At 60.8% G+C, this 24,079-nt stretch carries 29 protein-coding genes; 23 read left to right on the top strand and 6 right to left on the bottom strand.

Features of this window, described 5'->3' with window-relative positions:
* The first annotated feature begins 30 nt into the window (after positions 1-30).
* The 14 genes from AAIL67_RS11800 to AAIL67_RS11735 all read left to right on the top strand — a co-directional run bounded on the left by AAIL67_RS11800 (position 31) and on the right by AAIL67_RS11735 (position 10,915).
* A complete protein-coding gene (locus tag AAIL67_RS11800) occupies positions 31-1,086 on the top strand; it encodes a hypothetical protein (protein WP_343484098.1) in 1,056 nt (351 codons plus the stop codon).
* Between the two features lie 116 nt (positions 1,087-1,202).
* Complete coding sequence (locus AAIL67_RS11795) at positions 1,203-1,397, top strand: AlpA family phage regulatory protein (RefSeq protein WP_343484097.1); 195 nt, start codon at positions 1,203-1,205, stop codon at positions 1,395-1,397.
* A gap of 3 nt (positions 1,398-1,400) precedes the next feature.
* Positions 1,401-1,871: a hypothetical protein gene (locus AAIL67_RS11790; protein ID WP_343484096.1), complete on the top strand. Its 471-nt coding sequence runs from the start codon at positions 1,401-1,403 to the stop codon at positions 1,869-1,871.
* Between the two features lie 302 nt (positions 1,872-2,173).
* Positions 2,174-2,383, top strand: a complete 210-nt coding sequence (locus tag AAIL67_RS11785; protein WP_343484095.1) for a hypothetical protein — start codon at positions 2,174-2,176, stop codon at positions 2,381-2,383.
* Between the two features lie 5 nt (positions 2,384-2,388).
* Positions 2,389-2,646, top strand: a complete 258-nt coding sequence (locus AAIL67_RS11780; RefSeq protein WP_343484094.1) for a hypothetical protein — start codon at positions 2,389-2,391, stop codon at positions 2,644-2,646.
* Positions 2,647-2,649: 3 nt separating this feature from the next.
* A complete protein-coding gene (locus AAIL67_RS11775; RefSeq protein WP_343484093.1) occupies positions 2,650-2,910 on the top strand; it encodes a hypothetical protein in 261 nt (86 codons plus the stop codon).
* Positions 2,907-3,824, top strand: a complete 918-nt coding sequence (locus AAIL67_RS11770) for a toprim domain-containing protein (RefSeq protein WP_343484092.1) — start codon at positions 2,907-2,909, stop codon at positions 3,822-3,824. Before AAIL67_RS11775 ends, AAIL67_RS11770 begins: the two co-directional genes overlap by 4 nt.
* Complete coding sequence (locus tag AAIL67_RS11765) at positions 3,811-4,089, top strand: hypothetical protein (RefSeq protein WP_343484091.1); 279 nt, start codon at positions 3,811-3,813, stop codon at positions 4,087-4,089. The genes AAIL67_RS11770 and AAIL67_RS11765 overlap by 14 nt, the downstream gene beginning before the upstream one ends.
* Complete coding sequence (locus AAIL67_RS11760) at positions 4,079-5,926, top strand: DUF927 domain-containing protein (RefSeq protein ID WP_343484090.1); 1,848 nt, start codon at positions 4,079-4,081, stop codon at positions 5,924-5,926. The genes AAIL67_RS11765 and AAIL67_RS11760 overlap by 11 nt, the downstream gene beginning before the upstream one ends.
* On the top strand, positions 5,923-6,273 hold the full coding sequence (locus AAIL67_RS11755; RefSeq protein WP_343484089.1) for a single-stranded DNA-binding protein: 351 nt from the start codon (positions 5,923-5,925) through the stop codon (positions 6,271-6,273). The genes AAIL67_RS11760 and AAIL67_RS11755 overlap by 4 nt, the downstream gene beginning before the upstream one ends.
* Entirely contained in the window at positions 6,257-6,529 is a 273-nt protein-coding gene (locus AAIL67_RS11750) for a hypothetical protein (RefSeq protein WP_343484088.1), read from the top strand. Before AAIL67_RS11755 ends, AAIL67_RS11750 begins: the two co-directional genes overlap by 17 nt.
* 375 nt (positions 6,530-6,904) lie before the next feature.
* Positions 6,905-7,240 (top strand): hypothetical protein, encoded by a 336-nt coding sequence (locus tag AAIL67_RS11745; RefSeq protein WP_343484087.1) that lies wholly within the window; start codon positions 6,905-6,907, stop codon positions 7,238-7,240.
* Between the two features lie 10 nt (positions 7,241-7,250).
* The gene (locus AAIL67_RS11740; RefSeq protein ID WP_343484086.1) at positions 7,251-8,564 is read left to right on the top strand and encodes a hypothetical protein; all 1,314 of its coding nucleotides are present in this window, start codon (positions 7,251-7,253) and stop codon (positions 8,562-8,564) included.
* A 71-nt stretch (positions 8,565-8,635) separates the two neighbouring features.
* On the top strand, positions 8,636-10,915 hold the full coding sequence (locus AAIL67_RS11735) for a glycoside hydrolase family 104 protein (RefSeq protein WP_343484085.1): 2,280 nt from the start codon (positions 8,636-8,638) through the stop codon (positions 10,913-10,915).
* On the opposite strand, the gene AAIL67_RS11730 is transcribed toward AAIL67_RS11735, so the two are convergent.
* On the bottom strand, positions 10,895-11,146 hold the full coding sequence (locus AAIL67_RS11730) for a hypothetical protein (RefSeq protein ID WP_343484084.1): 252 nt from the start codon (positions 11,144-11,146) through the stop codon (positions 10,895-10,897). The two genes, AAIL67_RS11735 and AAIL67_RS11730, sit on opposite strands and share 21 nt — an antisense overlap.
* A gap of 100 nt (positions 11,147-11,246) precedes the next feature.
* On the opposite strand from AAIL67_RS11730, the gene AAIL67_RS11725 reads away from it, so the two are divergent.
* The 7 genes from AAIL67_RS11725 (at position 11,247) to AAIL67_RS11695 (ending at position 15,915) form a co-directional block, all read left to right on the top strand.
* Positions 11,247-11,531, top strand: a complete 285-nt coding sequence (locus tag AAIL67_RS11725) for a hypothetical protein (RefSeq protein WP_343484083.1) — start codon at positions 11,247-11,249, stop codon at positions 11,529-11,531.
* Complete coding sequence (locus tag AAIL67_RS11720) at positions 11,531-11,869, top strand: hypothetical protein (RefSeq protein WP_343484082.1); 339 nt, start codon at positions 11,531-11,533, stop codon at positions 11,867-11,869. Before AAIL67_RS11725 ends, AAIL67_RS11720 begins: the two co-directional genes overlap by 1 nt.
* 263 nt (positions 11,870-12,132) lie before the next feature.
* Positions 12,133-13,119 (top strand): hypothetical protein, encoded by a 987-nt coding sequence (locus AAIL67_RS11715; RefSeq protein ID WP_343484081.1) that lies wholly within the window; start codon positions 12,133-12,135, stop codon positions 13,117-13,119.
* Positions 13,120-13,592: 473 nt separating this feature from the next.
* Entirely contained in the window at positions 13,593-13,739 is a 147-nt protein-coding gene (locus AAIL67_RS11710) for a hypothetical protein (RefSeq protein WP_343484080.1), read from the top strand.
* A gap of 426 nt (positions 13,740-14,165) precedes the next feature.
* Positions 14,166-14,567, top strand: a complete 402-nt coding sequence (locus AAIL67_RS11705; RefSeq protein ID WP_343484079.1) for a YraN family protein — start codon at positions 14,166-14,168, stop codon at positions 14,565-14,567.
* An 89-nt stretch (positions 14,568-14,656) separates the two neighbouring features.
* Entirely contained in the window at positions 14,657-15,265 is a 609-nt protein-coding gene (locus AAIL67_RS11700; protein ID WP_003068456.1) for an SIS domain-containing protein, read from the top strand.
* Positions 15,262-15,915, top strand: coding sequence for a BON domain-containing protein (locus AAIL67_RS11695; protein WP_003068458.1), 654 nt, complete (start codon positions 15,262-15,264; stop codon positions 15,913-15,915). The genes AAIL67_RS11700 and AAIL67_RS11695 overlap by 4 nt, the downstream gene beginning before the upstream one ends.
* A 60-nt stretch (positions 15,916-15,975) precedes the next feature.
* On the opposite strand, the gene AAIL67_RS11690 is transcribed toward AAIL67_RS11695, so the two are convergent.
* The 3 genes from AAIL67_RS11690 to AAIL67_RS11680 form a co-directional block, all read right to left on the bottom strand.
* Positions 15,976-16,887 (bottom strand): NAD(P)-dependent oxidoreductase, encoded by a 912-nt coding sequence (locus tag AAIL67_RS11690; protein ID WP_034354990.1) that lies wholly within the window; start codon positions 16,885-16,887, stop codon positions 15,976-15,978.
* A 144-nt stretch (positions 16,888-17,031) separates the two neighbouring features.
* Positions 17,032-18,168, bottom strand: coding sequence for a PilT/PilU family type 4a pilus ATPase (locus AAIL67_RS11685; RefSeq protein WP_003068462.1), 1,137 nt, complete (start codon positions 18,166-18,168; stop codon positions 17,032-17,034).
* 124 nt (positions 18,169-18,292) lie between these two features.
* Positions 18,293-19,336 (bottom strand): type IV pilus twitching motility protein PilT, encoded by a 1,044-nt coding sequence (locus tag AAIL67_RS11680; protein WP_003068464.1) that lies wholly within the window; start codon positions 19,334-19,336, stop codon positions 18,293-18,295.
* Positions 19,337-19,373: 37 nt separating this feature from the next.
* On the opposite strand from AAIL67_RS11680, the gene AAIL67_RS11675 reads away from it, so the two are divergent.
* Positions 19,374-20,096, top strand: coding sequence for a YggS family pyridoxal phosphate-dependent enzyme (locus AAIL67_RS11675; protein ID WP_343484078.1), 723 nt, complete (start codon positions 19,374-19,376; stop codon positions 20,094-20,096).
* 144 nt (positions 20,097-20,240) lie between these two features.
* On the opposite strand, the gene AAIL67_RS11670 is transcribed toward AAIL67_RS11675, so the two are convergent.
* Both AAIL67_RS11670 and AAIL67_RS11665 read right to left on the bottom strand, forming a co-directional pair.
* Positions 20,241-21,488, bottom strand: a complete 1,248-nt coding sequence (locus AAIL67_RS11670) for a branched-chain amino acid ABC transporter substrate-binding protein (protein ID WP_343484077.1) — start codon at positions 21,486-21,488, stop codon at positions 20,241-20,243.
* 46 nt (positions 21,489-21,534) lie between these two features.
* Positions 21,535-22,305, bottom strand: a complete 771-nt coding sequence (locus tag AAIL67_RS11665) for a TetR/AcrR family transcriptional regulator (RefSeq protein WP_052057603.1) — start codon at positions 22,303-22,305, stop codon at positions 21,535-21,537.
* 164 nt (positions 22,306-22,469) lie between these two features.
* On the opposite strand from AAIL67_RS11665, the gene AAIL67_RS11660 reads away from it, so the two are divergent.
* On the top strand, positions 22,470-24,068 hold the full coding sequence (locus tag AAIL67_RS11660) for an AMP-binding protein (RefSeq protein WP_343484076.1): 1,599 nt from the start codon (positions 22,470-22,472) through the stop codon (positions 24,066-24,068).
* The last annotated feature ends 11 nt before the right edge of the window (positions 24,069-24,079 follow it).

Here is a 24,079-nt window from a genome sequence, read left to right as displayed (position 1 = left end):
TGCACCTCTATCCAGGGATGCATCACGGGTATGCGCCAGACCACTATCAGCCGCAAGGCCATATTTATCCCCCATTCTGTAGATGTAATGTCCTTGGATGAACTGGCCAGCAGGCTGGCAAGCGCCATCCACGCTCCAGATGGAGGAACTCAGCCGGAGGGGGTGACCTCAGACGCTGAGTGTGACGCAGTCTGGTATGTACATCAAAAGGCCGCGGACATATTCCGCAAGGGGCTGATGCAAGCATGTGAAATCGGTCAACTGGTGGCGCGTGACCCCGTCGCCCACATGCAGTGCCATCCAGGCACCAAGGGCGCAATGTTGTTGGTGGATGACGCTATGCACTACCTGGCTGAGTCTGGTGCAAGTGTGCGTATCACCCGAACCCCCGAAACAATTGCATTCGTCGGACTCCATCCTGATGCGCTGGTGCCACTAGATGACATCCCGCTTCTTGTGGCAACTGCTATGCATGACCCTGAGACGGATAGCGAGTGGCACGGTTTGCAGCGTGTAGTGACGGAGAAAAGTATTTATGACGCCACATCGCTGGGGATGCTCGCCATGTGTGATGCACGAACGCGACAGCCATTGTCTGTGCGAACTTCTAGCGCTTGCGTGACGGCCAGTGATTTATGCAAGTTCTTTGAAGGCGCTCGTAAAAAAGAAGACGCCCCTGCACCAGTCACGCGGCCTGAGCCAGTGACCTGGAACGGCTATACCTATCAGCCACCCCCACCATTGACCGAAGATGAAGTCGAAACTGCGAGGGTAGAGGTTGAAGCAATGCAGGCGGCAGAAGAACGACGACAAGCACGCGAGCAAGAGGCTGAACGAGAGCACGCACAGCGCAATTGGTGGAGTGTTTCCTCCGGCTACATCGTGTCTGTGATGCATGAACACCAGTGCACGACTGCAAAGAACCTGTTCTACAAGCTGGAAGAGTTGGCTGGAGAATCATCACCGTTCAAGCGCGGTAAGGGGGCCAATCTAGGCGCGCTGGTTGTCAAGGAGTTGGCCCAAACTGTCTCCCTCAAAACATTTCAGAACCGCTGGAAAGAAATCAAAGAAGCAGCCCTTGGCTGACTCTGAACGCGTTCCCTGAGTTCCCGCAGTTCCTACAGTTCCCGGTGAGGTCACCAGGGAACGCAGGGAATGAACAGTTCACTCCATCGCATCACGCAAGATGAAAGGAGTGAACAATGCGACACGCAGGACAAACACAATCAGCCCGCCCCAAAGATGGGGCTGCCATGTTGGGAGTAGGTGTCTCCACCTTCTGGCGTTGGGCTAAAGAGCGCCCTGGCTTTCCCAAACCTCGCAAGCTGTCCAGCCGCTGTACTGTCTTTGACGTGGCTGAGTTGATGGCCTGGCGTGATGCGCAGGTAAAGGGGTAAGGCATGCAGAAAAAAGAAAGCGCCCAGCCCCACAAAAATGCAGAACTGAGCGCCGGTTGCAAGCGCATTCTCACATACCCCAGCCAAAAAAGCAGCGCCTGCGCAGAAGTTTTGGCCCACTTGCTGGCCGGAGAGGTTCTGACGGCTGCCGATACCTTAGACGATGCCAGCACCATGCGTGCTGCTGCCCACGTGCATTACCTCAGCAACCGTTACGGCTGGCCTATTGCTGCCGAGACTCGCGCAACCGGCTGTGCTGATGGCCGCATGGCGCTGGTTGCCGCGTACCGCTTACCTGCTGATTGCATCCATGAAGCCCGCGCTGCTGGCGCTGGTGAATGGTGTGCTGAGGTTCACAAGGCTCGCAAAGCTCTTCGCGCTAAAGCCCCTGAGGCCTATCGCCTTGCAGCTGCAATTAACGGCACCCGAGGTTACGCCGAACCTAGTGTTGGGAATCAAAAGGGGGTCGCGTAATGCATACCCCCTTCCATTCGCTCTGCGCTTCATGGCAGAATCGCGCTAAGCCGAAAGGCCCGGTGCGTAGAAACACCTTCGATTCAGCGTTTGCAACCCCCAACGATAAGCGGGGTTTTGTCATGCCCAAATTCTTGGGACTGGTGCGTCTGTGTGCACCCGTCCAATGGTTACGGGGCGTGGTTGGGGCTATCCGTAAGGACGCCCGCACGGCTGAATCCGTGTTTCTAACCTCCACGCTCCACCCGCTTTGCGTAGAAACAGAGCGCGTGGTTCCTTTGACTCATTCAGGAGCCAAGACCATGTCCACTACCACGGCCATCCGCGCCGCTGCATCCACGCCCGCCATGGGCATTGCTGACCCTATCCAATTGCATGCCGACGCGCATAACGCGCTGTCCATGGCCGTGTTCTACCTGCGCCAGCCGGCAGCCAATGTCCCTGGCGCGCGCCGCAAAGCCATTCAAGCTCTGACCGCCTTGCGCGGCCTATCGCTGGCGCTGGAGGGCTGAGCCATATGACTACCACCAGCATCACCTTTCAAATTGACGCTGACAAGCTGCCAGGCATCAACGACAGTTATCTGGCGCAGCTGTGGCATATCGCCCAGGCCAACCCTGCCGAATTTGGCGACGTGACGGCCTGCGACTTTGCTGAGCGCGTAGGCCGCGAGATTGTGCGTCGCTGGCTGGCTGCCACTCCTCCTGAACTGTGGCACCACCAAGGCCGCCACGCTGCATCGCGCACCTCCTCTTCCACTCACATCGAGGGCTGAATCATGAATGCACGACACAACGCTGCTATTGAGGCAGTGCAGGCGAAGCTTTGCCCGATTGACGCGATTGACGCGATTGACAGCGCACAAGCGGCCTTACTCAAGGCGCAGGCGCTTATTGCAATGACATTTGGCGAGTCTGGAGAGGCGTTCCGGACGATGAATGATGACTACCAAGAGCGCTTCCTATGGGCCATTAACGACCTTGTGAATGAGGCCACCAGCAGAGTGACAGCGATAGCGGAGCGGGGGATATCTGGATGACTGCCGGCCACTTTGCTCAAGCCATCGAAGCCGCCGGCTTGGTGCCGCCAGATGCCATACACGCTGATGGCCAACTCCACCGCTTCAGCGCCACAGGCAAGCGCAGCGATTCAGCTGGCTGGTATGTGCTGCATGACGATGGCCTGCCCGCGGGCGTGTTTGGCTGCTGGCGCACCGGTCTGACCGAGACATGGTGCAGCAAGGCTGAAAGTACTTTGACCCAAGCAGAGCGCGACACCATGCGCCTGCGAGTGCAGGGGGCCAAGCGACAAAGGGATGTAACGTTACAGCAGCGTTACCGTGAAACGCAGGTAACAGCCGCAGCGCGGTGGGAGGCCGCCGCAGCCGCGGCCCAGCACCCATACCTGGCTGCCAAAGGCATCCAGTCTTTCGGCCTGCGAGCTGAGGGCACCATGCTGCTGGTGCCAGTGCGCGACACCAGCGGCACGGTGCACAGCTTGCGGACCATTACCGCCGCAGGTGAAAAGCGCTTCATGGCCGGAGGGCGTGTGCATGGCTGCTATCACAGCGTGGGCCGTCCTGCTGGGGCCATTGTGGTGTGCGAGGGCATGGCCACAGCGCACAGCGTCCACGCCGCCACCGGCCTGGCCGTGGCCGCTGCATTCAGCGCCAGCAACCTGACACCTGTTGCTCAGGCTCTGCGCCGCAAGTTCCCTGTCTTGTCCATCATCCTGGCGGCCGACGATGACCACGCTACCGAAGGCAATCCTGGGCTGACTTCCGCCCATGCCGCTGCATTGGCCGTCGGCGGGCTGGTTTCTATACCTAGTTTCCCGGCTGGCCGGCCTCGCAAGGCCACCGACTTTAACGACCTGAGTTCACTGGCTGGTGCTGGCGCTGTGCGCGAGTGCTTTGCCGAAGTCATAGAGGACTTGCCATATGCGCATTCGTGAGCGCGACCTGGTCGCCGTGGCCACCGCAGCCATTGCTTGGAACCGCGCCCGTCTGGTGCGCATAGCCACTGCCAAGCGTGTGCTGCCCTGGCCCCATCCACAGCACTGGCTAACAGACGACGCCCTGCGGCACAGCCGTAAGGCCGAAGCCAAAGCACTGGCTGCATTGCGCAAAGCCTGCGCCAGTGCTGACCCCGCAGCCATCACCATTGACGCCGAGCTGCGGTATGAGGGAAATCCGGAGGGCCTGCCCTATGACGTTTGAAACCCCGGGCACCATTGATGCCATGGACGTTGGCCCAGTAGTAGATGCACCCAGCGCCAGCGCATACAACCCTATCCCCGGCGAGCAGGAGCGCCCGCGCTACGTAGTGCTGGACGATGAGTACACCGCCAGCGACGGCAGCAAGTACCGCGCTGGGGTCTGGCACTTCGGTCTCAAGCCCAGCAAGGGCGACAACCCGCCCACGCTGGTGCAGCAGTGGATTTGCAGCCCTCTGCATGTAGACGCTGTGACACACGACAGTGCAGGGGCTAACTTTGGCCGCCTGCTGCGCTTTCGCAATACGCTGGGCAAGTGGAAGACCTGGGCCATGCCGATGGAGATGCTGCGCGGCGACACCAGCGACCTGCGCGGCGTGCTGCTCTCCATGGGGGTGCACCTCGACCCCAGCAACGCCGGCCGCAACACGCTGGCCACCTATCTGCAAAGCCAGGTGCCCGCCCGCAAGATGGAAGCGGTCATGCAAACCGGCTGGGCTGGCGGGCAGTTCAAAGCCTTTGCCCTGCCGGATACCGTCATTGGCCCCCAAGCTGGGAAAGTTACGTTTCAAGCACAGTCCCTGCATTCTGATGAGTACAGCCAACGCGGCACGCTGGAAGGCTGGCGCCGAAGCATTGCGGCCCCGGCCGTGGGCAATCCTGTTCTGGTGTTGGGCTTGTGCACCGCCTTTGCTGGCCCAGTGCTGGCGCTGGTGGGCGCAGAGTCGGGCGGTGTGCACTTGATTGGCGACAGCTCCACTGGCAAGACTACGGCCCTGCAGGGTGCCTGCAGCGTGATGGGAGGCGACAGCTACCGCCGCAGCTGGAGAGCCACGGCCAACGGCCTGGAGGCCAGCGCCAGCCTATTCAACGACAGCATGCTGGCCTTGGACGAAATCAGCGAGTGCGACCCGCGCGACGTGGGCGAGGTGGTCTACATGCTGGGTAACGGACGAGGCAAGCAGCGCGCAGGGCGAACAGGTGGTGCACGGGCTGTGACACGCTGGCGCACCTCTGTGCTTTCGACCGGAGAGCGCAGCATAGCCACCAGCATGGCCGATGCAGGCCAGCGGGTGAAAGCCGGCCAGGCCGTGCGCCTGCTGGACATTCCTGTGCAGCGTATCCACGGTGCGTGGGACAACCTGCACGGCCACCCCAACGGCCCAGCATTCTCCGATGCCATCAAGCGCGCCAGCCGCCAGCAGTACGGCACTGCAGGTCGGGCATTCCTGGAGAAGCTCAGTCGCGACACCACGGACATGGTGCAGAACCTAGAGGCCATTAAGGCGCAACTGCTGGCCGGCGTAGACAGCGGTGATGGGCAGCCGGCACGCGCCGCCGCGCGCCTGGCAGTACTGGCGCTCGCCGGCGAACTGGCCACCGCCTATGGCATCACTGGTTGGGATGAGGGCGAGGCCACCAGCGCTGCAGAGGTGGGCTTTGCGGCCTGGCTAGCGCAGCGCGGCGAGGTGTCCGGCAATGCAGAGCAAGACCAGGTGGTGCAGGCTGTGCTGGGCTTTGTGGAGCGCCACGGGGACAGCCGGTTTTCTGATGCTGCAGGGCCTTACGACGACCGCACCCAGTCGGTGGTTCGCGACCGTGCGGGCTGGTGGGAAGGGGCTGGGGAAGGGGTGCAGTTCCTCTTCACCAAAGATGGCATGCGTGAGGCCCTGAAAGGCTTTGACTTCTCCCGCGCGCTTAAGGTGCTCCAGCATGCGGGCGTCCTGAGCCCTGGCGCCGATGGAAAGAGCACCCGACAGAAACGCATTCACAGCCGCAATGTCAGGGTGTACGTGGTGCAGCCTGAAATGGCCTATTCCGCACAGGATGGCACCGCATGATTGATGGACTTATTTCCGGGAAACTGCACGGCCAGCCGGAGCAACGCACGAGCCGCAATGAAAAGCCGTTTGCCATCGCAAAGGTGCGCGCGGCAAGCGCCAGCGGGGATGTGCTCTTTGCCAACTGCATTGCCTTCGCACCGGATGCCGTTGCAGCACTGCTGGCGCTGGGCGATGGGGACAGCATTGCCCTTGCTGGTGAGCTCACTCCAAAGGCATGGGCCGACCGCAACGGAGAAGCTCGGGCTGGCCTTGATGTTGTGGTGCATGCGGTGGTGACCTCATACCACGTACAGCGCAAGCGCAGGGCCATGCAACAGGGGCAGAACGATGAGCCGCAAGACTGAGGCCGCACAAACGCTGCCTATGCAAATGCCTGCACCGGGCTTATCGCTGGTGCACCAGGCAGCAAGGGCAAGCACTGCCAAGCAAGCGGCACAGACCACGCTACTGCAGCAGAGCACAGCAGGGGCTGCGCGCGACGCGCTGGTGGTGGAAAAGCGGCGACTGGAGGGCATTGCCCGCGCACTAGGACTAAGCCGCAAGACCACCGCCGAGCTTGTCAGCGCCTATTTCACCAACACACCGGTGGTAAAGCCTTGATGCCTTTTTCAGCGCATTGCACAATCCTGTGAACGCATACAGTTATTGATACGAATCTTGCCTGGGCCTGAGTGACTCGGTCCAGTGGCAAACAAACTGCAAACTGCGAAATGTCCTGAGTGATTCGGACTGGTTTGGACAGTGTTTCAGCGTGCGGCCTTTAGGCCTGCGCTGCCACGTCTTAGGGGGCACGGCTACGCCTCAGACCATTCTCGAGGACTACTCATGGCAGTTACTTGCCCATCCAACACTTTCCACGTTCCTGCCGGCGCTGTCGCGCCCGCTGGTTTCTCTTGGCACGCAGACTGTCTGCTGCCTGGCACTGATGGCGCTATTGCCATACCCAATGGTGCAGAGGGCGAACGCTTAGCGCGATTGCGTACCCACTTGTTGGCGCTGCTGGCCGTGTGTGTGGCCACCGAAGCCCAAGACCCACAATCCGAGGCCGCCGAACTGGCCCGCCTGCAGATGCGCGACATTCGCTCTGCCCTGCTACTTATAGACCAGCACACCCGCTTCGACGTGCTGGCTGCACATGTGGATTGCGCCATAGAGCAAGGGGAAAGCATCATTCTGATGGCCAGTTGGAATGGCATGCAGACGGGCGATGAGGCTTCCGAGCTGATGAACACCGCCTTTGAGATTGCAGGGCTACGCCAGATTCGCGCCCACCTCGTGACCTTCTGTGCTATTGAGTTGCAGGACATTTAAGGGAGGCAACATGAACCAGCAATTTCCCGGCTCCACAACCCCAGCCGACTGGCTTTCAGTCCTCAATCAAACCAAACAGCAGCAGGAGCCGAGCGGCTTCATGGGCCTGCTGAGTTCCCCGGCTGCTCAAGGCTTGCTGGGCGCTGGCTTCGGTGCTCTGGCCAGCCGCGGCACCACCGCACAGGCAATTGGTCGCGGCGGTCTACTGGGCCTTTCTGCCTATGGCCAGGCACAAGAGCAGCAGCGAAACCGGCTTATGGAGGATGTCCAGCGCCAGCTCTCCATGCAGAAAGAGCAAGAGCGGCAGAACGCTTTTTCCAGCATCAAGCCGCGTGAGGGTGGCGGATACGACGCAGACATTCAAGCACTGCTGCGAACTGGTGCAGTCAAGCCCGTTGACTTGCCCCACATTTCAGGCTTCAACGCCCCTCAGATTCAGGAATACCAGAACGTGCGGAACCCCGATGGCAGCGTCACCCGGACAGCCTTCACCAAGGATGGCCGCACCATCAACACAGGGGCGCAGCCGTTCAGCGACTTCAAGACGCTGGACTTTGGCGGCAATCAAGCCTCTTTTGATACCGTGACCGGCCAAGTACGCGACCTTGGTCGCAAGACGCCAACATATTCCGACGTCAGCGGCGCGACCAATGCTCAGACCAATGCCGACCGCTTGCAGTGGGACATGAGCAAGCCTAGCGACTCCAGTAAGCCGCCTCAGGGCTTCCGTTGGCGCTCAGATGGCGGACTCGAGGCTATCCCAGGAGGACCCGCCGATGAAAAAGCCACCATCGCCGGCAAGAAGGAAGATATGCGTACCAAGGGCGCGATTGCTCAAGCGGACCGCATGATTTCATCCGTAGATGAGGCTGACAAGCAATTGAACAGTTGGTTCACCACTGGCCTTAGTGGCTCTGCTGCAGCCAAGATACCGGGTAGCAGCGCCAGCGACCTTCGCGCCACGCTGGGCACCATCAAAGCCAACCTCGGCTTTGCGGAACTGCAAGCTATGCGCGAAGCTTCGCCAACTGGCGGAGCACTGGGCAGCGTGGCTGTACAGGAGCTGCAGGCCCTGCAATCCACTGTGGCCAACCTCGACACCAGCCAAAGCGAAACTCAGTTGAGGGCCAATCTGCAAAAAATTAAGACTCACTACACCAACATGCGCGAAGTGCTGCAAGGAAGGATGCCCAAAGGCTACGACCCGGGCGGACAGTCTTGGGGAACTGTTGCTCGCGAGTATGAGCAGCAAGGCATGCCGCGTGAAGTGATTCGCCAAGTGTTAACCAGCCAGGGCCAAGACCCGGCCACATGGGGGTACTGAGCATGAACCAGCAAAACTCCATCAACACGGTCGAGCAGCTCAGCCAGGCACTGGGCAATACAAATGCGCAGATGTACCTGCGCATGCTGCAGCAGGCAGAGGGTACCTACCGAGGGGCGGACAGCACTCCTTACTCCACGGCCTTCGGTGGCGGCCAGTTGCCTGACCTGCGGCAGCACCCTCGAACACTGCACAGTTTCACGCAGACCGACGGAAAGCCAAACAAGACCAGCGCTGCCGGTGCCTATCAGTTTCTGGGCTCCACCTGGGACGATGTGGCTGGCAAGTTGGGACTGCAGGACTTTGGCCCTAGGTCTCAGGACCTGGCCGCACTGGAGCTGATGCGCCGTAACGGCTCCCTGCCGGATGTGCTGGCGGGCAACTTCGGGGCGGCCGTGAAAAAAGATGGAAGAACTTGGGCCAGCCTGCCCAGTAGCCCCTACGCCCAGCCCAAGCGCAGTCAAGGCTTTGTGGAGCGCGCATTGGATACCATCATTCCGTCTGCTGGCGCTGCTGAACTGCCGCAGCAGTCCGGCCCTGATGCCCGCAGAGCATTCGAGCAAGCCATGCAGCAGTACCGAACGCAGTACGGCGGCCAAGGCCGTAACGTCAGCGCGGCGGCTGCCACACCTGCACAGCAGCAGCCCCCAACTCACGCGCAGCCTGGACAGCAATCTAATCCTTCGGGAGCAGACCCTCGCGCCGCATTTGAAGCCGCGATGCGCGACTACAAGGCCAAAACACCAGTACCAGCAGCGCCACAGGAGCGCAGCGCCATGGACGCTATTGGGCGCCAGGTAGGGCTGGCGGGACGCTATGCCTTGGAAGGCACAGGGCAATTGGCTGATATCTTTACTACGCCAGTACGCGACTTCATAACAGACCCTCTTGTGCGACTTGTGAGCGGCCCTGAGAAAACCAGCATGGGCGACTTGGTAAAAGGCACGCGCCCAGCACCTCGGCACAGTAAGAGCACAAGCCAGATTGCATCGAGCGTGGCCGACTGGATGGGGCTGCCAAAGCCTGAGGGAGAGCTAGAAAACGTTGTTGGCACCGCCACTCGTGCCGTGGCTGGCGCTGGCGGTGCAGCAGGAGCTGCTGGTGCATTGGCGACAAAGGCGGCTAACGCCACCACGCAAGCGGTGCTCAATTGGATGGGGTCTCGGCCCCTAGCTCAGTTGGCCAGCGCTGCCACCGGTGGAGCTTCTTCGGAGATAGCCAGGCAAAACGGCGCTGGCATTGGTGGGCAGATGGTGGCTGGCGTGCTTGGGGCCATGGCTCCCGGGGCAGTCTCGGCAACGAGACAGGCGGTGCAGCAGGCGACCCGCGGCCCAGTCATGCCAGAGATGCACCGCCAGGCAGTAAAGGACGCAATCGAGGCGGGCTACAAGCTGCCACCGAGCCAGGCAAAGCCATCGACGGTAAATCGTGTGCTTGATGGCGCTTTGGACCGAGCAAAGCTCAATGCAGAGCTGACGCTAAGCAACCAGCAGGCCTCCAACAATTTGGCTCGCCGTGCGGTTGGATTGCCCGAGGGGGCGGAGCTATCCCGCCAGTCTCTGGCCAACCTGCGCCAGCAGGCAGGGCAGAGTTACGAGGCGCTCCGTAATTTGGGTCCCATCACCCCAGATAAGGCATTTAGAACTGAGCTCAGAGACATCGGCAAGCAATACGCCAACACCAAGAACAGCTTCCCTGGATTGGTCCCGGATAACGGGGTGGCCAAGATTGTGAAGGGCGCTAACGTCAAGACGATGGATAGCAGCTCTGCCGTCGATGCCATCAAGACCCTGCGTGAGAGGGCTGGTGACCTGTTTGCGGCCGGCAATCAGACCGCCGGCCGAGCAGCGCGAAAAACTGCGACAGCTATTGAAAACCAGCTCGAGCGTCATCTGCAAGGGACAGGAAACGAAGCAGCTGTGCAGGCATTCAGGGATGCGCGCCAGCAAATTGCCCGGGTGCACGAACTGGAGCGGGTATTGACGCCTTCTGGGAACATCGATGCCAAAGCGTTGGGCGCGGCTCTCAAAAGAGGCAAGCCGCTAACTGGCGACATGCTGTCCATTGCTCAAGCTGGCCGAACCTTCCCCACGGTGATGCGCACACCTGAAGTGGTTGGAAGCGTGCCAAGCCTTGGTTTCTTTGATGCTGTGGTGCCTGCAACTCTAGGGGCGACAACCGGCAATGTCGGAGCCATGGGGCTCATCTTGGCAAGGCCGGCCATGCGCGGGCTTCTGTCGAGCAACAGAGTGCAGCAAAGCCTGCTTTCGCCAGTCACACCGGTCGTACCCGGTATTGGGTTTCAACCCGGCCTGCTGTCAGCCCCTGTATCAGCTGCTGGCGCTAGATGATGAGGTGAGGTGGTCAAGGTAGGCTTTGGCCGCCTTGTACCGCCTGGCATACGGAGCGCGAACCACCAGCGCCAACGCTGCACCGACCGCAACGCCAATGAGTGCATTCTGGGACAGCATGAAAGCAAAGCCTGCCCAGCCCACCCCAAGAATGCCTGCGAGGTTGTCTGCCACCTTTTTGACTTGGTAGAGCTTGTCTACCTCGTATTCGGTCGGCGTCGTTTCCTGCATGGTCGGTCCTGTGTAACTGGTTGAGCAAGGATAACACCCGCCTTGTTTTCACAGCAGACTGGCAAATGCGGCCGATTTTCACAAAATGAAAGGGCCATAAGTGGCAAAAAAAAGCGATACCGACGCTGTGGCAGTCGTTGATGGGGTTGAGGTTCTAGGGCCAGCTACCCCCAGGCTGCGCATACCGCTGCGCAGCGCGGACGATGTGCGCCGCGAGCTGGCCAGGCTATACCGGCAGATGAAGTCCAAGGAGATTTCCGCTGCGGACGGGACCAAGCTGGCCTATGTGTTGAACCTATTGAGACAAGCCATTGAAACCGGGGAACTGGAGACGCGGATTGCCGCGCTGGAGAGCCAGGCCCAGACCCTCAAAGGAGGTAAGTGATGAAATCGACCGCAAACCGCCGCCTGGACGCTGTAGCAGACAAGCTGGGGCACGATGTAGACAACCGTGTGGAAGCCATCTTTATTTCAGCTTTGGGGCCGGATGAAGCGAAGGCTGATGGCTACACCGAGCGTAACTGCCTTGGCTTGCTGTCCATGCGAAAGGCAGAGCCCGTCCGTATCGTGCGCAAACCTGGTGAGAATGTCGCTGCGATGGATGCCCGGGCCGCGAGCTACCCGAAGGACAACCCGCTATCAGTGGCAATGTGGTCCCGGGTGTACAAAGGTGACGCAAGCGACCTTGCTAAGTTTGAGGTGGCGCGGGAGGTTCAGGGCTGAGCCGCTAATCGTATAGCAAGAACAAAGGGGTGCATCACTTTGGACACTCCTTTTAGCTTCCCACTGGCGGGAGCTGGTGGGTATTTAAAAGCAGGTTCTAGATATACCGCTGTGCAGTTCAAATAAACTCAGGCAAAAAATAAGCCCGTCAGTGTTGGAGCACTGCGGGCTTGCATCCACGGCAACGGTCTAAGCTGCGTGTTTTTCGATTGTAATCCACTGCGATGGATGGCGAAACTCTGCGCGGCCTTGAGGGGCAGAGAGTGAAGTCAAACAAAGATGGCTTTTTCCGTATTTCTTCGGAAAATATTGGAAAGTTGCATAAGCAAGGGGCAGACGCCTTGACGCTGTGCGCCTATTTGGTAATCGCGTGCGGCACTGGGCGAGATAACACAACTTCGACCTGGAGTGCTGAAGCAGTAAGAAAGTATGTGGGGTGTCGCCCTGGTACCGCCAAATTAGCAATTGAGAAGTTAATTGAGATGGGTTGTATCGCTCTGCACCAAGAGCGAACTAAGCCTGGTCGCCCTGTCTATGTTCTTTTAAATTCTTCCGCGTCCACTACCCAAGAAATTTGGCTGCCTAACGCATTGGTTCGAGGGGTCACAGACGAGGCTCCTTATCCGTTGGCCACACTTCGCGAAGGTGGCGACCCTCTGAGAGTCCGGCTATTGCTTGATATGTATGCCGCACATGAATTGCTTGATAGTGGCGGCGTTGACGCCGAACTTATTCAGGCTAGATTTAATGATGTAGAAGCATTGGGCCAAAAAAATGGCGCTACCGCTTTCCGCTTCAGTGATGGCAAATACAGTGCGGATAAAGCGCTGTCTGAGCCGCACGGAGAGCATGTTGGGGGGAGTGTGCCGGCCGCATTTTGGGAACGGTTTAGAACGCTTCGCTCCCTTGGTTTTATTGAGGAGGTTTTCGTATTACTAGATGGGCCGGGTGGTGAGCCGCTCTACTGCTACGGACCTACAGAGGACGAACGTGCCAGCTATCAAAAGCTGCGAGCGCATGCGCTCGGCTTCTTCCGCTCTAGAGCTGATGACTTACCCAAAGGGGAGGTTCTGCCTGTTCCTCAGCACATCAAAAACCCAGTTCTACAGGGTGTTTTGAGGATGAAATTCCGCCCGCACACAAAAGTCACCTCTGCTTGGTGGGCGCAATCCCAGCAGGCAAATGCGGCGTATTTGCGGCGTTTTGGTCTTCTGGACGTCATAACAACGGACGATGACTTCCTTCTCTAAACCAAGTGGGAAGACATCAAGGTATTTCAAATGAATTCAACGTGGTTCAAAGGTATTCAAAGTTGGTCAAGGAGAGGTAGGAAGGTTTGGAGGGAAGGAGAACCTACTTTTCACCCCTTGGTTCGCCATGCACCAGCTGTCACGCGTTGCAGCAACGACCTAGTAACGTTACATGAGGACTCTCACGCGTAGCCGTCAGCTCTTGCACGCCTCTTCCACGCGTCACAGTCCCCCCGCACTTGAAAAACAATCACCGGAAATCAAAACCAAGGCCCTTGCATGGGGCATCGAAGGGTCTTGAATGAGGGCGGAAGGTCCTGCAGCCGTACCTGACGCTCCCCGAAATCGCGGCAGTCCTCTATGCCAAGGAAGGGAGTCCTCAAACTGGGGGCACCTTTTCACGAGTGCGTGACTTGTACCGCCGCCATGCCGATGAGTTCCGGTTCGGGGCACCAGATGGGTAAGCAGAGCACATGGACGCGGGTTCAATTCCCGCCAACCGCCGTTGCCGCCCATGTTTTCTTCACGACAACATGCCGGACAACGGTCAAACACCGGCCAAGCCCAGCAACGGCGCGGCCTGGTGCATGGTTCCCGCCATGTGGCTTGAAGGGGAGTGACCTAAGGCAGAACCACCCCGAAGCACCAAGCACGAGGGGGATGATTTTCGGAGGTGGAGCAATTGGGTGGCGCTTACCCGTTGGCTGCCATGTGTAGCACCTGTAGCACCTGTGTAGCACGAGCCAATCAGCCGCAAACCCGTATGGAATAAGGCTGTATCACCTGTAGCACGCGTAGCACCAGAAAAGAGCGAAGGAGCAGAAGGAAATTCCGCAGACGACCTGCGCCAGCCTTCTTGCTCTTTCTTGTACGTGGCCACTATTCCGTTTCCCCTGCTGTGATGGCGTGGATGGCTCTGGCAGGTCCTGCTCCATGTTGCCGCAATGGGGCAAAGTGAAGACACTCCAAAATTTGTTGGTACTTTTGTTGGTACTTTTTGGGTGGGGAATGCAAGAGTCCTTATTTCACAAGAGGTTCAAGCTGATATGACGTTCCTTGGAAAGCGGCCCAAGCCGGCGCAAAGCACAACCGCACGCGGGCAACAGGCCGAGGATGCCGCGTTGGCCCATTTGCAGACGCGGGGCCTGAAGCTTGTCGAGCGCAATTATCGGACGCCGGGCCGTGGTGGCGGCGAAATCGACCTGATCCTGCGTGACCGCGACGGGTCTTTGGTGTTCGTCGAAGTCCGCAGCCGCAACACCGAGCGCTTCGGCGGTGCCGGCGGCAGCATCGGCCGCCTCAAGCAGCAGCGCATCGTGCTGGCCGCCAGATACTATCTGATGAGGCTTGCGGCAGCGCCGCCATGCCGCTTTGATGTGGTGCTGGTCGACAGCTCCGGGAACCCGATGCGCATCGAGTGGCTCCAAGCGGCATTCGAGGCGCTTTAGTCGCCGCGTCATAGTTGTGCGCAACACTGATGCGCAAATAACGGTTTGCTACCAAAGAGATAACAGGTGGCGGGTATCATCGGGCCTCCATGCTAGAGCAACGAATTCAACAGCATTTCATCGACAGTGCCGACCTGAAGTACCAGGCCGCCCAGGCGCTGAGCCAACCTATTGCTTCCGCCGTACAGGCCATGCTGGCCTGTGTGACGGGCGGCGGCAAGGTGCTGGCCTGCGGTACGGGCGTTTCGGCCAGCGATGCCCAGTTATTTGCCTCCCTGTGCGTGACAGGGTTCGAGCGCGATCGTCCCGAGCTGGCGGCCGTGGCCCTGACTTCCGATGGCGGCCTGCTGGGCAGCGTGGGAGCTACGGGCTCGGGCGGCAATGCCAGCCAGTATCTGGCGCGTCAGGTGCGGGCGCTGGGGCAGCCCGGCGATCTGCTGCTGCTCATGTCGGTGACCGGCAACGACACGGCTGTGCTGGAGGCTCTTGAAGCCGCCCACGAACGCGACATGATGGCTGTGGTGCTGACAGGCCGCACCGGCGGCAATCTGGCCACCGCCGTGCGCGAGACCGATGTACTGATCTGCGTGCCCCACGACCGTGCGGCGCGCGTGCGCGAAACCCATACCTTGATCCTGCACTGTCTGGCCGATGGTGTGGACTCTCAACTGCTTGGTGACCAGGAGATGCCTTTATGAAGTTGAAGTGGACCCGTGTTGCATGTGCGGCCCTGACTGTTGCCGCTCTGGGCGGTGCCTTGAGCGGTTGCGTGGCTCTGGTGGGCGGCGGTGCTGCCGTGGCGGGCATGTCGGCAGTGGACAGGCGTACCACCGGCACACAGGTTGAGGACCAGGGCATAGAGCTGCGTGCCGGCAATCGCATCAGCGAGGTGATGGGCGACAAGGCTCGCGTCAGCGCCACCAGCTACAACCGTGTGGTGTTGCTGACCGGCCAGGCAGGCAATGCGACGGACAAGGCGACCATCGAGAAGCTGGTGCGCGAACAATCCACCGTGCGTCAGGTCTATAACGAGATCGAGGTCGCGCCTTTCACGGCCACTCTGGGTCAGCGCTCCCAGGATTCTCTGATCACGACCAAGGTCAAGGCCAGTCTGGTCAACGCCAAGGACATTTCATCCTCGGCCATCAAGGTCGTGACCGAGAACAACGTGGTCTATCTGATGGGCATAGTCACGCCGCGTGAATCCAAGCGGGCTGCCGAGATCGCTCGTGGCGTCAACGATGTGAGCAAGGTTGTGCGCCTGTTTGAGGTCATCTCCGAAGATGAGCTGGCTGCAGCAACATCCAAGGCCGCCCCTGTGGTCGAGGATCGCTCCAGCATGAACTGAGGTGAGCGACGGTCACAAAAAAGCCGGACTCGAGTCCGGCTTTTTTCATGGCGCAGCGGCTCAGCGCAGGCGCTGGATCAGGCTGGAGGTATCCCAGCGATTGCCACCCATGGCCTGTACATCGGCATAGAACTGGTCCACCAGCGCGGTGACGGGCAGGCGTGCGCCATTGCGCTGGGCCTCGGCCAGCACCAGCCCCAGATCCTTGCGCATCCAGTCCACGGCAAAGCCGAAGTCGAACTTTCCCACGGCCATGGTCTTGCCGCGATTGTCCATTTGCCAGCTCTGGGCGGCTCCCTTGCCGATCACATCGAGGACTTTCTCAACGTCCAGGTCGGCACGAAGGCCAAAGGCAATGGCTTCGGACAGGCCCTGCACCACACTGGCCACGCAGATCTGATTGACCATCTTGGTCAGCTGACCGTTGCCGCAGGCGCCCATATAGGTGAAGGCGCGCGAGAAGGCATCGGCCACCGGGGCCACCTGGTCGAACACATCCTGATCGCCGCCGCACATGACGGTGAGCTGGCCGTTGACCGCCCCGGCCTGACCGCCCGATACAGGGGCATCGATAAAGTGCAGGCCGCGTTTGCGTGCTTCTGCATACAACTCGCGTGCCACCTGGGCCGAGGCCGTGGTGTGATCGACAAAGATGGCGCCAGGCTCCATGCCTGCAAAGGCGCCGTCGTCGCCCAGCACAATGGAGCGCAGGTCGTCATCGTTGCCCACGCAGGAGAAGACCATGCGTGCGCCCTTGACGGCTTCGCGAGGCGTGGCCGCATGGCTGCCGCCGGGGAATTCCTCGGTCCAGGCTTCGGCCTTGGCAGCCGTGCGGTTGTAGACCGTGACCTGATGGCCAGCCGCAGCCAGGTGCCCGGCCATGGGATAGCCCATGACACCCAGGCCCAGAAAGGCCACGGGAGTGGAAGCGCAAGCAGCGTAGCTGCGGGAGGCGATGGTGGCTGTGCTCATGAAATCCTCTAAGACTTGGTGCGAAACAGTTCGATCATGGTAGCGCTGGAGTGCATGGCCGTGGCTGACAGCAGGGGCCTGGGCGGCCCGCCACGCAGCAAAACCCGCGCTCCTCCTGTGGGAAGAGATGCCAGCGCCTTGGGCTTAGACGATGGTCAGATGCTCGGTGCCGGCCGCCAGGTCCAGAGTCCGGGCACGCTGGCTGTTGAGCTTGATCTGCAGACGCAGGTCGTTGACCGAGTCTGCATTGCGCAGCGCGTCTTCATAGGTGATGAGATTGGACTCGAACAGGTCGAACAGCGCCTGGTCAAAGGTCTGCATGCCGATGTTGCGGCTTTTCTTCATGATCTCCTTGATCTCGACGACTTCGCCCTTGAAGATCAGGTCGGCGATCAGCGGCGAGTTGAGCATCACCTCGATGGCGGCGACACGGCCCTTGCTGTCCTGCTTGGGGATCAGTCGCTGGGAAATGATGGCCCGCAGATTCAGCGACACGTCCATCAGCAGTTGCGGACGGCGCTCTTCGGGGAAGAAGTTGACGATACGGTCCAGCGCCTGGTTGGCACTGTTGGCGTGCAGCGTGGCAAGACACAGGTGCCCGGTTTCAGAGAACGCAATCGCGTGCTCCATGGTTTCGCGGTCACGGATTTCGCCCATCAGAATCACATCGGGCGCCTGGCGCAGCGTGTTCTTGAGCGCGGCTTCCCAGCTTTCAGTGTCCAGTCCCACCTCGCGTTGCGTGACCACGCAGTTCTTGTGCGGATGCACGAACTCCACGGGATCTTCCACGGTGATGATGTGGCCGAAGGAGTTTTCATTGCGCCAGTCCACCATGGCGGCCAGCGTGGTGGACTTGCCCGAGCCTGTCGCGCCGACCAGGATGCACAGGCCGCGCTTGGTCATGGTCACTTCCTTGAGCACCTGCGGCACGCCCAGGCCGTCAATCGTGGGCAGGGTGCTGGGAATGGTACGCAGCACCATGCCGACCTTGCCCTGCTGCATGAAGGCGTTGACACGGAAGCGCCCCACACCGGCAGGCGAGATGGCGAAGTTGCACTCCTTGGTGTGTTCGAAGTCTGCCACCTGCCTGTCGTTCATGATGGAACGTGCCAGGGCCAGCGTATGCAACTGGTTCAGCGGCTGGGGCGAGACCTTGGTGACTTTGCCGTCAATCTTGATGGCGGGCGGAAACTCTGCAGTGATGAACAGGTCGCTGCCGTTGCGGCTGACCATGAGCTTGAGCAGATCGTTGATGAATTTACTGGCCTGATCGCGTTCCATGATCGTTCCTTGAGGCAGCGTCAAAATTGGCAGAGCCCAAGTGAGAGACGCCGAGCAAGAGCCGCCTCGCGGCGAGGGCGTCGTCCCCCTGGGGGGAAGCGGCAAAGCCGCTCAGGGGGAGGCATCATCCAGGAAAATTCTCGGGAATCTTCGCCTTGCTGCGCGCTTCGGCAGGACTGATGAGGTTGCGGCGCACCAGATCGGTCAGGTTCTGGTCCAGAGTCTGCATGCCCATGTTCTGGCTGGTCTGAATGGTGGAGTACATCTGTGCCACCTTGGCTTCTCGGATCAGGTTTCGGATGGCGGGCGTGCCCAGCATGATCTCGTGTGCGGCCACACGGCCCTGGCCGTCCTTGGTCTTGCACAGCGTCTGCGAGATCACGGCCTGCAGCGACTCGGACAGCATGGCGCGCACCATTTCCTTTTCCTCGGCCGGGAAGACGTCGATGATACGGTCGATGGTCTTGGCGGCCGACGAGGTGTGCAGCGTGCCGAACACGAGGTGACCGGTTTCGGCCGCCGTCATGGCCAGACGGATGGTTTCCAGGTCCCGCATTTCGCCGACCAGGATCGCGTCCGGGTCTTCACGCAGCGCGGACTTCAGCGCTGCCGCAAACGACAGCGTCATGGGGCCGACTTCGCGCTGATTGATCAGGCATTTCTTGGACTCGTGCACGAATTCGATGGGGTCTTCCACCGTCAGGATGTGGCCGTACTCGGTCTCGTTGAGATAGTTGACCATGGCGGCCAGCGTGGTGGACTTGCCCGAGCCCGTGGGGCCGGTCACCAGCACCAGACCGCGCGGCTTCAGGGCCAGGTCGGCGAAGATCTTGGGGGCGTTGAGTTGCTCCAGTGTCAGGATCTTGCTGGGAATGGTACGGAACACGGCCGCCGCGCCGCGGTTCTGGTTGAAGGCATTGACACGAAACCGGGCCAGGCCTTCAATCTCGAACGAAAAGTCCACTTCCAGAAACTCTTCGTACTGCTTGCGCTGGGCATCGCTCATGATGTCGTAGACCATGGCGTGCACGGTCTTGTGGTCCAGCGGATCGATGTTGATGCGGCGCACATCGCCGTGGACGCGAATCATGGGGGGCAGGCCTGCCGACAAATGCAAGTCCGAAGCCTTGTTCTTGACACTGAATGCCAGCAATTGCGTGATATCCACGGAGATCCCTCTCTGGTTTGATACTCTGGCGCCAATTATGACGACGATTGAAAACAATCTGGGGCAGATTCATGCCCGCATGGCAGCCGCTTGCGCCAGTGCAAGCCGGCCCGTGACATCGGTGCAACTGCTGGCCGTTTCCAAGACCTTTGGCGCGGATGTGGTGCGCGAGGCGGTGCTGGCCGGCCAGCGCAGCTTTGGCGAGAACTATATCCAGGAGGCCGTGGAGAAAATTGCCGCGGTGCGCGCCATGCAGCTGGCGGGCGGCGAGGCGCTGCAGTGGCATTGCATAGGCCCCATTCAGAGCAACAAGACGCGGCTGGTGGCCGAGAATTTCGACTGGGCCCAGACCGTGGACCGGCTCAAGATCGCCGAGCGTCTTTCGGCCCAGCGTCCGCAGGGCATGGCACGGCTCAATGTCTGCATCCAGGTCAATGTGGATGGCGGCACCACCAAGTCCGGCGTCATGGCCGAGCAAGCCCTGGAGCTGGCCCAAGCCATGGTGAAACTGCCCAATCTGCAGCTGCGCGGCATCATGAGCATTCCTGATGATGCCCCTGATTTCGAGGCGCAATGCGCAGTCCACAAAAAGGCCAGAGCTGTTTTTGAGTCCATCAAGGCCAGCGGTCTCGCGGGGCTGGAGTATTTCGACACGCTGTCCATGGGCATGACCGGCGATCTGGAAGCCGCCGTGGCAGCAGGCAGCACCATGGTGCGCGTGGGCAGCGGAGTGTTTGGGAAGCGGAGCTACACCCCCTGAGCGGCTGCGCCGCTTCCCCCTCTCTCTACGCGCTGCGCGCTATGGGAGGGGGACGACAGCTTCGCGGCGGGGCGGCCCTTGCTTGCTGTCTCTGGCTTGGTGCGCGCCGGTTTCAAGCTTCAGTTGCTGGTTGCAGTCTTTTGCTCAAGGCCGCTTCATCTGGCACTCCGTGGGTAGATCAAGCTGCTGGGCGGAATAGACGGCATCGGTTCTGAAGCCGTAGTTCGTGCCTTCCCAGCCGGTCTTGACCAGCTTGCCGTCCACGGGGGCGATGGTGTTGACGACCTGGGGCAGCAGCAGCTGGTGGTCCTTGCCGCGCATCTTGACGGGGCCGAAGACGGTGTCCATGGACATGTCCTCCATGGCCTTGGCAATTTTCACGGGCTCGGTGGACTGGGCCTTGGCCATGGCCGCAGCCAGCATGCGCGGCACAAGATCCATGCGCGGGGCCAGAAAGTCCTGGTTCATCCTGGCCTTGTACTCCTTGGCCCGGACATCGGCCTGAGCACGGTCGGCCATGCCGGGATGCCATTCCGCGACCCAGGTCACCTGGCCTATCTTTGCCTGGGAAATCGAGGTCACGGTGCCCGGAAAGCCGCCAGCGCTGTGGTTGAAGTAGCGCAGGTTGTAGCCCGAGTCGCCGGCGGACTTGAGCAGCAGAGCCAGGTCCTGGCCCCAGTTGCCGGTGATGACGGAATCGGTGCCGACTTCCTTGATCTTGGCCACATAGGGTGCAAAGTCCTTGATGCGGCCCATGGGGTGCAGGGTCTCGCCGACAAACTGGATATCCGGGCTTGCCTTGCCGACCATGCTGCGCCCGAAGCTGGCCCATTGCTTGCCATGGGCATAGTCCTGGTTGAGCAGAAAGACTTTGCGGATCTCGGGCTGGGTCTTGATGTAGTTGGCAATGGCCTGCATGCGCATGGCAGTGTTGGCATCGAACATGAAATGCCAGAAGCTGCAGGACTTGCCGGTCAGCTCGGGATCGATGGAGCTGTGGTTGAGTATCAGCACCTCCTTGCCCGGGTTGCGCTGGTTGTAGCGCGATGCCGCCTGCACCAGGGCCGTGACCACCGATGAGCCCGAGCCCCCCGTCACCACCACGCGTGCGCCCTGATCAATGGCGGCCTGCAGCGCGCTCTGGCTCTCCTGGGCCGAGAGCTTGCTGTCGAACTGCAGCAGCTGGAACTTGGCGCCGTTGTAGAGGCCGCCCTTGGCATTCACGTCATCGACAGCGTAGAGCACATGGTTGCGCATGACTTCCCCCACATTGGCAAACGGGCCGGAGAGCGGGTCGATGAATGCAATCTTGAACGGCTCTGCCGTCTGGGCGGATACGGTGCCGGCACACAGGCTGGCAGCCAGCGCAAGGGCTGAGAAGCGAACTGACATGGTTTTGTCTCCAGGAGTTGGAATGGCGCCTTGGCCTTTGAGGCTCTCAGCTGGCGCTGTTGGTGGTGGATGAAGCGCTCTTGCGGCGCCTGGGGGGCGAAGGGTTCTGCGCTGCTGGCGCCGGTGCGGCTCTGGCCGCGCGTTTGCGCGCAGGGGCCGCAGCAGTGCGCAGGCCCAGTACGCGCGAGGCCAGATCGGTGAGCTCGACCACCATCTCGGCCGGGCCCAGCTTGCCGTCAGGCTGATACCAGTTGTAGAGAAAGCCGGGCAGACTGCAGGCCGCCTGGGCGGTAATGCGGGTGTCGCGGAAATCGAAATGCCCGCTGGCGCGGCCTTCGTCGAGCAGGGCGCAGAACTGCTTGTAGAACTGTTGGGCCACATTGCGCGAAGCCTTGAGATAGGCGGGGCTGAAGGCCTGCGGCTCGCGGTAGGGGAAGAAGCCCGCAGGGTAGTGCGCAATGGTGGCGGCAATCAGACGCTGCAGGCCGTCAATGGCTTTTTCATGCGCGGGGCGCGGGTCGTCGGCTGCAAAGTCCAGCACCGTGAAGCAGGCCTCGGTCGGTGCCCAGCACAGGGTTTCGAAGATCTCCTGCTTGTTGCGGAAGTAGTAGTAGACAAAGGGCTTGGTCACGCCCAGCGCCTGCACGATCTGCTCGATGGTGGTGTTGGCATAGCCATAGCGGTCGAACAGGGCTTCGGCGGCCTTGAGAATGCGCTCGCGCTTCTCGTCGGAGCCGGCGGTGGGCAGGCGCTGGCGGCCGCGCGGCGCCACGGGCGCAGCCGGCTTTTTTTCGGTCTTTCTGGACGTGGCGGGCATGAGGGTTTGCGTGTGTCGCATTCGTTATACCAATGGGTAGCATTGTTCTACCGGCAGGTATACATTGACAAGACGCCGAGCAGCAGATTGCCCTAAGGCAATCCCTGAGAACGCTCGCAAGTGGCGCCGCTGTTCGGTCTATACGAGACACCCAGGAGACAACCATGGCTGAATCCGAAATCCTCATCCCCCTGCATGAGGCCTTGCGCCGCAATGCGCGCCAGCATCCCGAGCGTGATGCCTATATCTGGTACGGACAGCACATCAGCTGGCGCCAGGTGGATGAGGCCAGCGATGCCGTGGCCGCCCATCTGCAGCAACTGGGCGTGAAGCCGGGCGAGCCCGTCGCCCTGTTCATGAACAACTGCCCGCAGTACATCGTTGCCCACTACGCGGTGCAGAAGATCGGCGCCATCGTCTGCCCCTGCGGGCCGCTGAACAAGGAGCATGAACTCGAATATCAGCTCAATGATCTGCAGGCCAGGGTCATTATCGCGGCCGATGTGCTGCTGCCCGTGGTCGACAAGGTGCGCGGCAGCACGGCGCTGCGGCATGTGCTGGCCGTGCGCTACGGCGACTGGCTGCCCGCCAGAGCCACGCTGCCCCTGCCTGCCGAACTGCAGGCCCCCGTGCAGCCGCTGCCCGGCAACGTGACGTCCTTCTGGGATCTCATGCACAGCGGCGCCAGGCCTTCACATGTCGAGGTGGACATGGACGAGGTGGCGCTGATGACTTATACCTCGGGCACCACCGGCCTGCCCAAGGGCGCCATGCTGAGCTTCGGCGCGGCCGCATACAAGACGGCCGGCGCGTCCCGGGTGACCGGGGTCAGCGCCGAGGACGTATTGCTGGCCGTGGCACCGCTCTATCACATCGCCGGCATGTCCATGGGGGTGAACATGCCCGTGCATTCGGGGGCGACCTGCGTGCTGCTGCATCGCTTCGATCCACTGGCCGTGGCGCAGGCGCTGGAGCGCTATCGCGTCAGCTGGTGGTACAGCATCGCGCCCATGAATGTGGCGCTGATGCAGGTGCCCGGCGTGGAGAAGATGGACTTCAGCGCGCTGCGCCGCAACACCGTCACCAGCTTCGGCATCACCTACACCGAGGACTTGGCCCGGCAGTGGCGCCGGTTCGCGCCCAATGCCATCTCCAGCGAGGCGGCCTACGGTCTGTCAGAAACCCACACCATGGATACCTTTATGCCCGGCGATGCCATTCGTTGGGGCACGCATGGCAAGCCCGCGCCGGGCAACGAGATCCGGGTGATAGACCCGGAGACCGGCGCGCCGCTGGCCGCAGGCGAGGTGGGCGAGATCATCATTCGCGGCCCGGGCAACTTCAAGGGCTACTGGAACAAGCCCGAGGCCACGGCCAAGACGCTCAAGAACGGCTGGGTGCATACCGGCGACATGGGCAGGTTCGATGCCGACGGCTATCTGACCTTCATCGGCCGCTTCAAGGAAATGATCAAGGTCTCGGGCTACAGCGTGTTCCCCGAGGAGGTGGAGACGATTCTGATCAAGCATCCGGCCATCGCCCAGGCGGCCGTGATCGGTGTTGCCGACGCTCAGAAAGGCGAGGTCGTGCGCGCCTTCATCGTGCGCAAGCCCGGGCAGAGCCTGGAGGCGGAAGGCCTGCTGGCCTGGAGCAAGGAAAACATGGCCAGCTACAAGGCGCCGCGCGAGGTGCGCTTCATCGATGCGCTACCGGCCACGGGCGCAGGAAAGGTGCTGCGCCGTTTGCTGCGAGATATTCCCTGATTTTTTGCATC

The sequence above is a fragment of the Comamonas sp. A7-5 genome, from assembly GCF_039581385.1.
GTDB lineage: Bacteria > Pseudomonadota > Gammaproteobacteria > Burkholderiales > Burkholderiaceae_C > Comamonas > Comamonas thiooxydans.
Note: the sequence above shows the minus strand (reverse complement) of the source record. Positions and strands in the feature narration are given on the sequence as shown.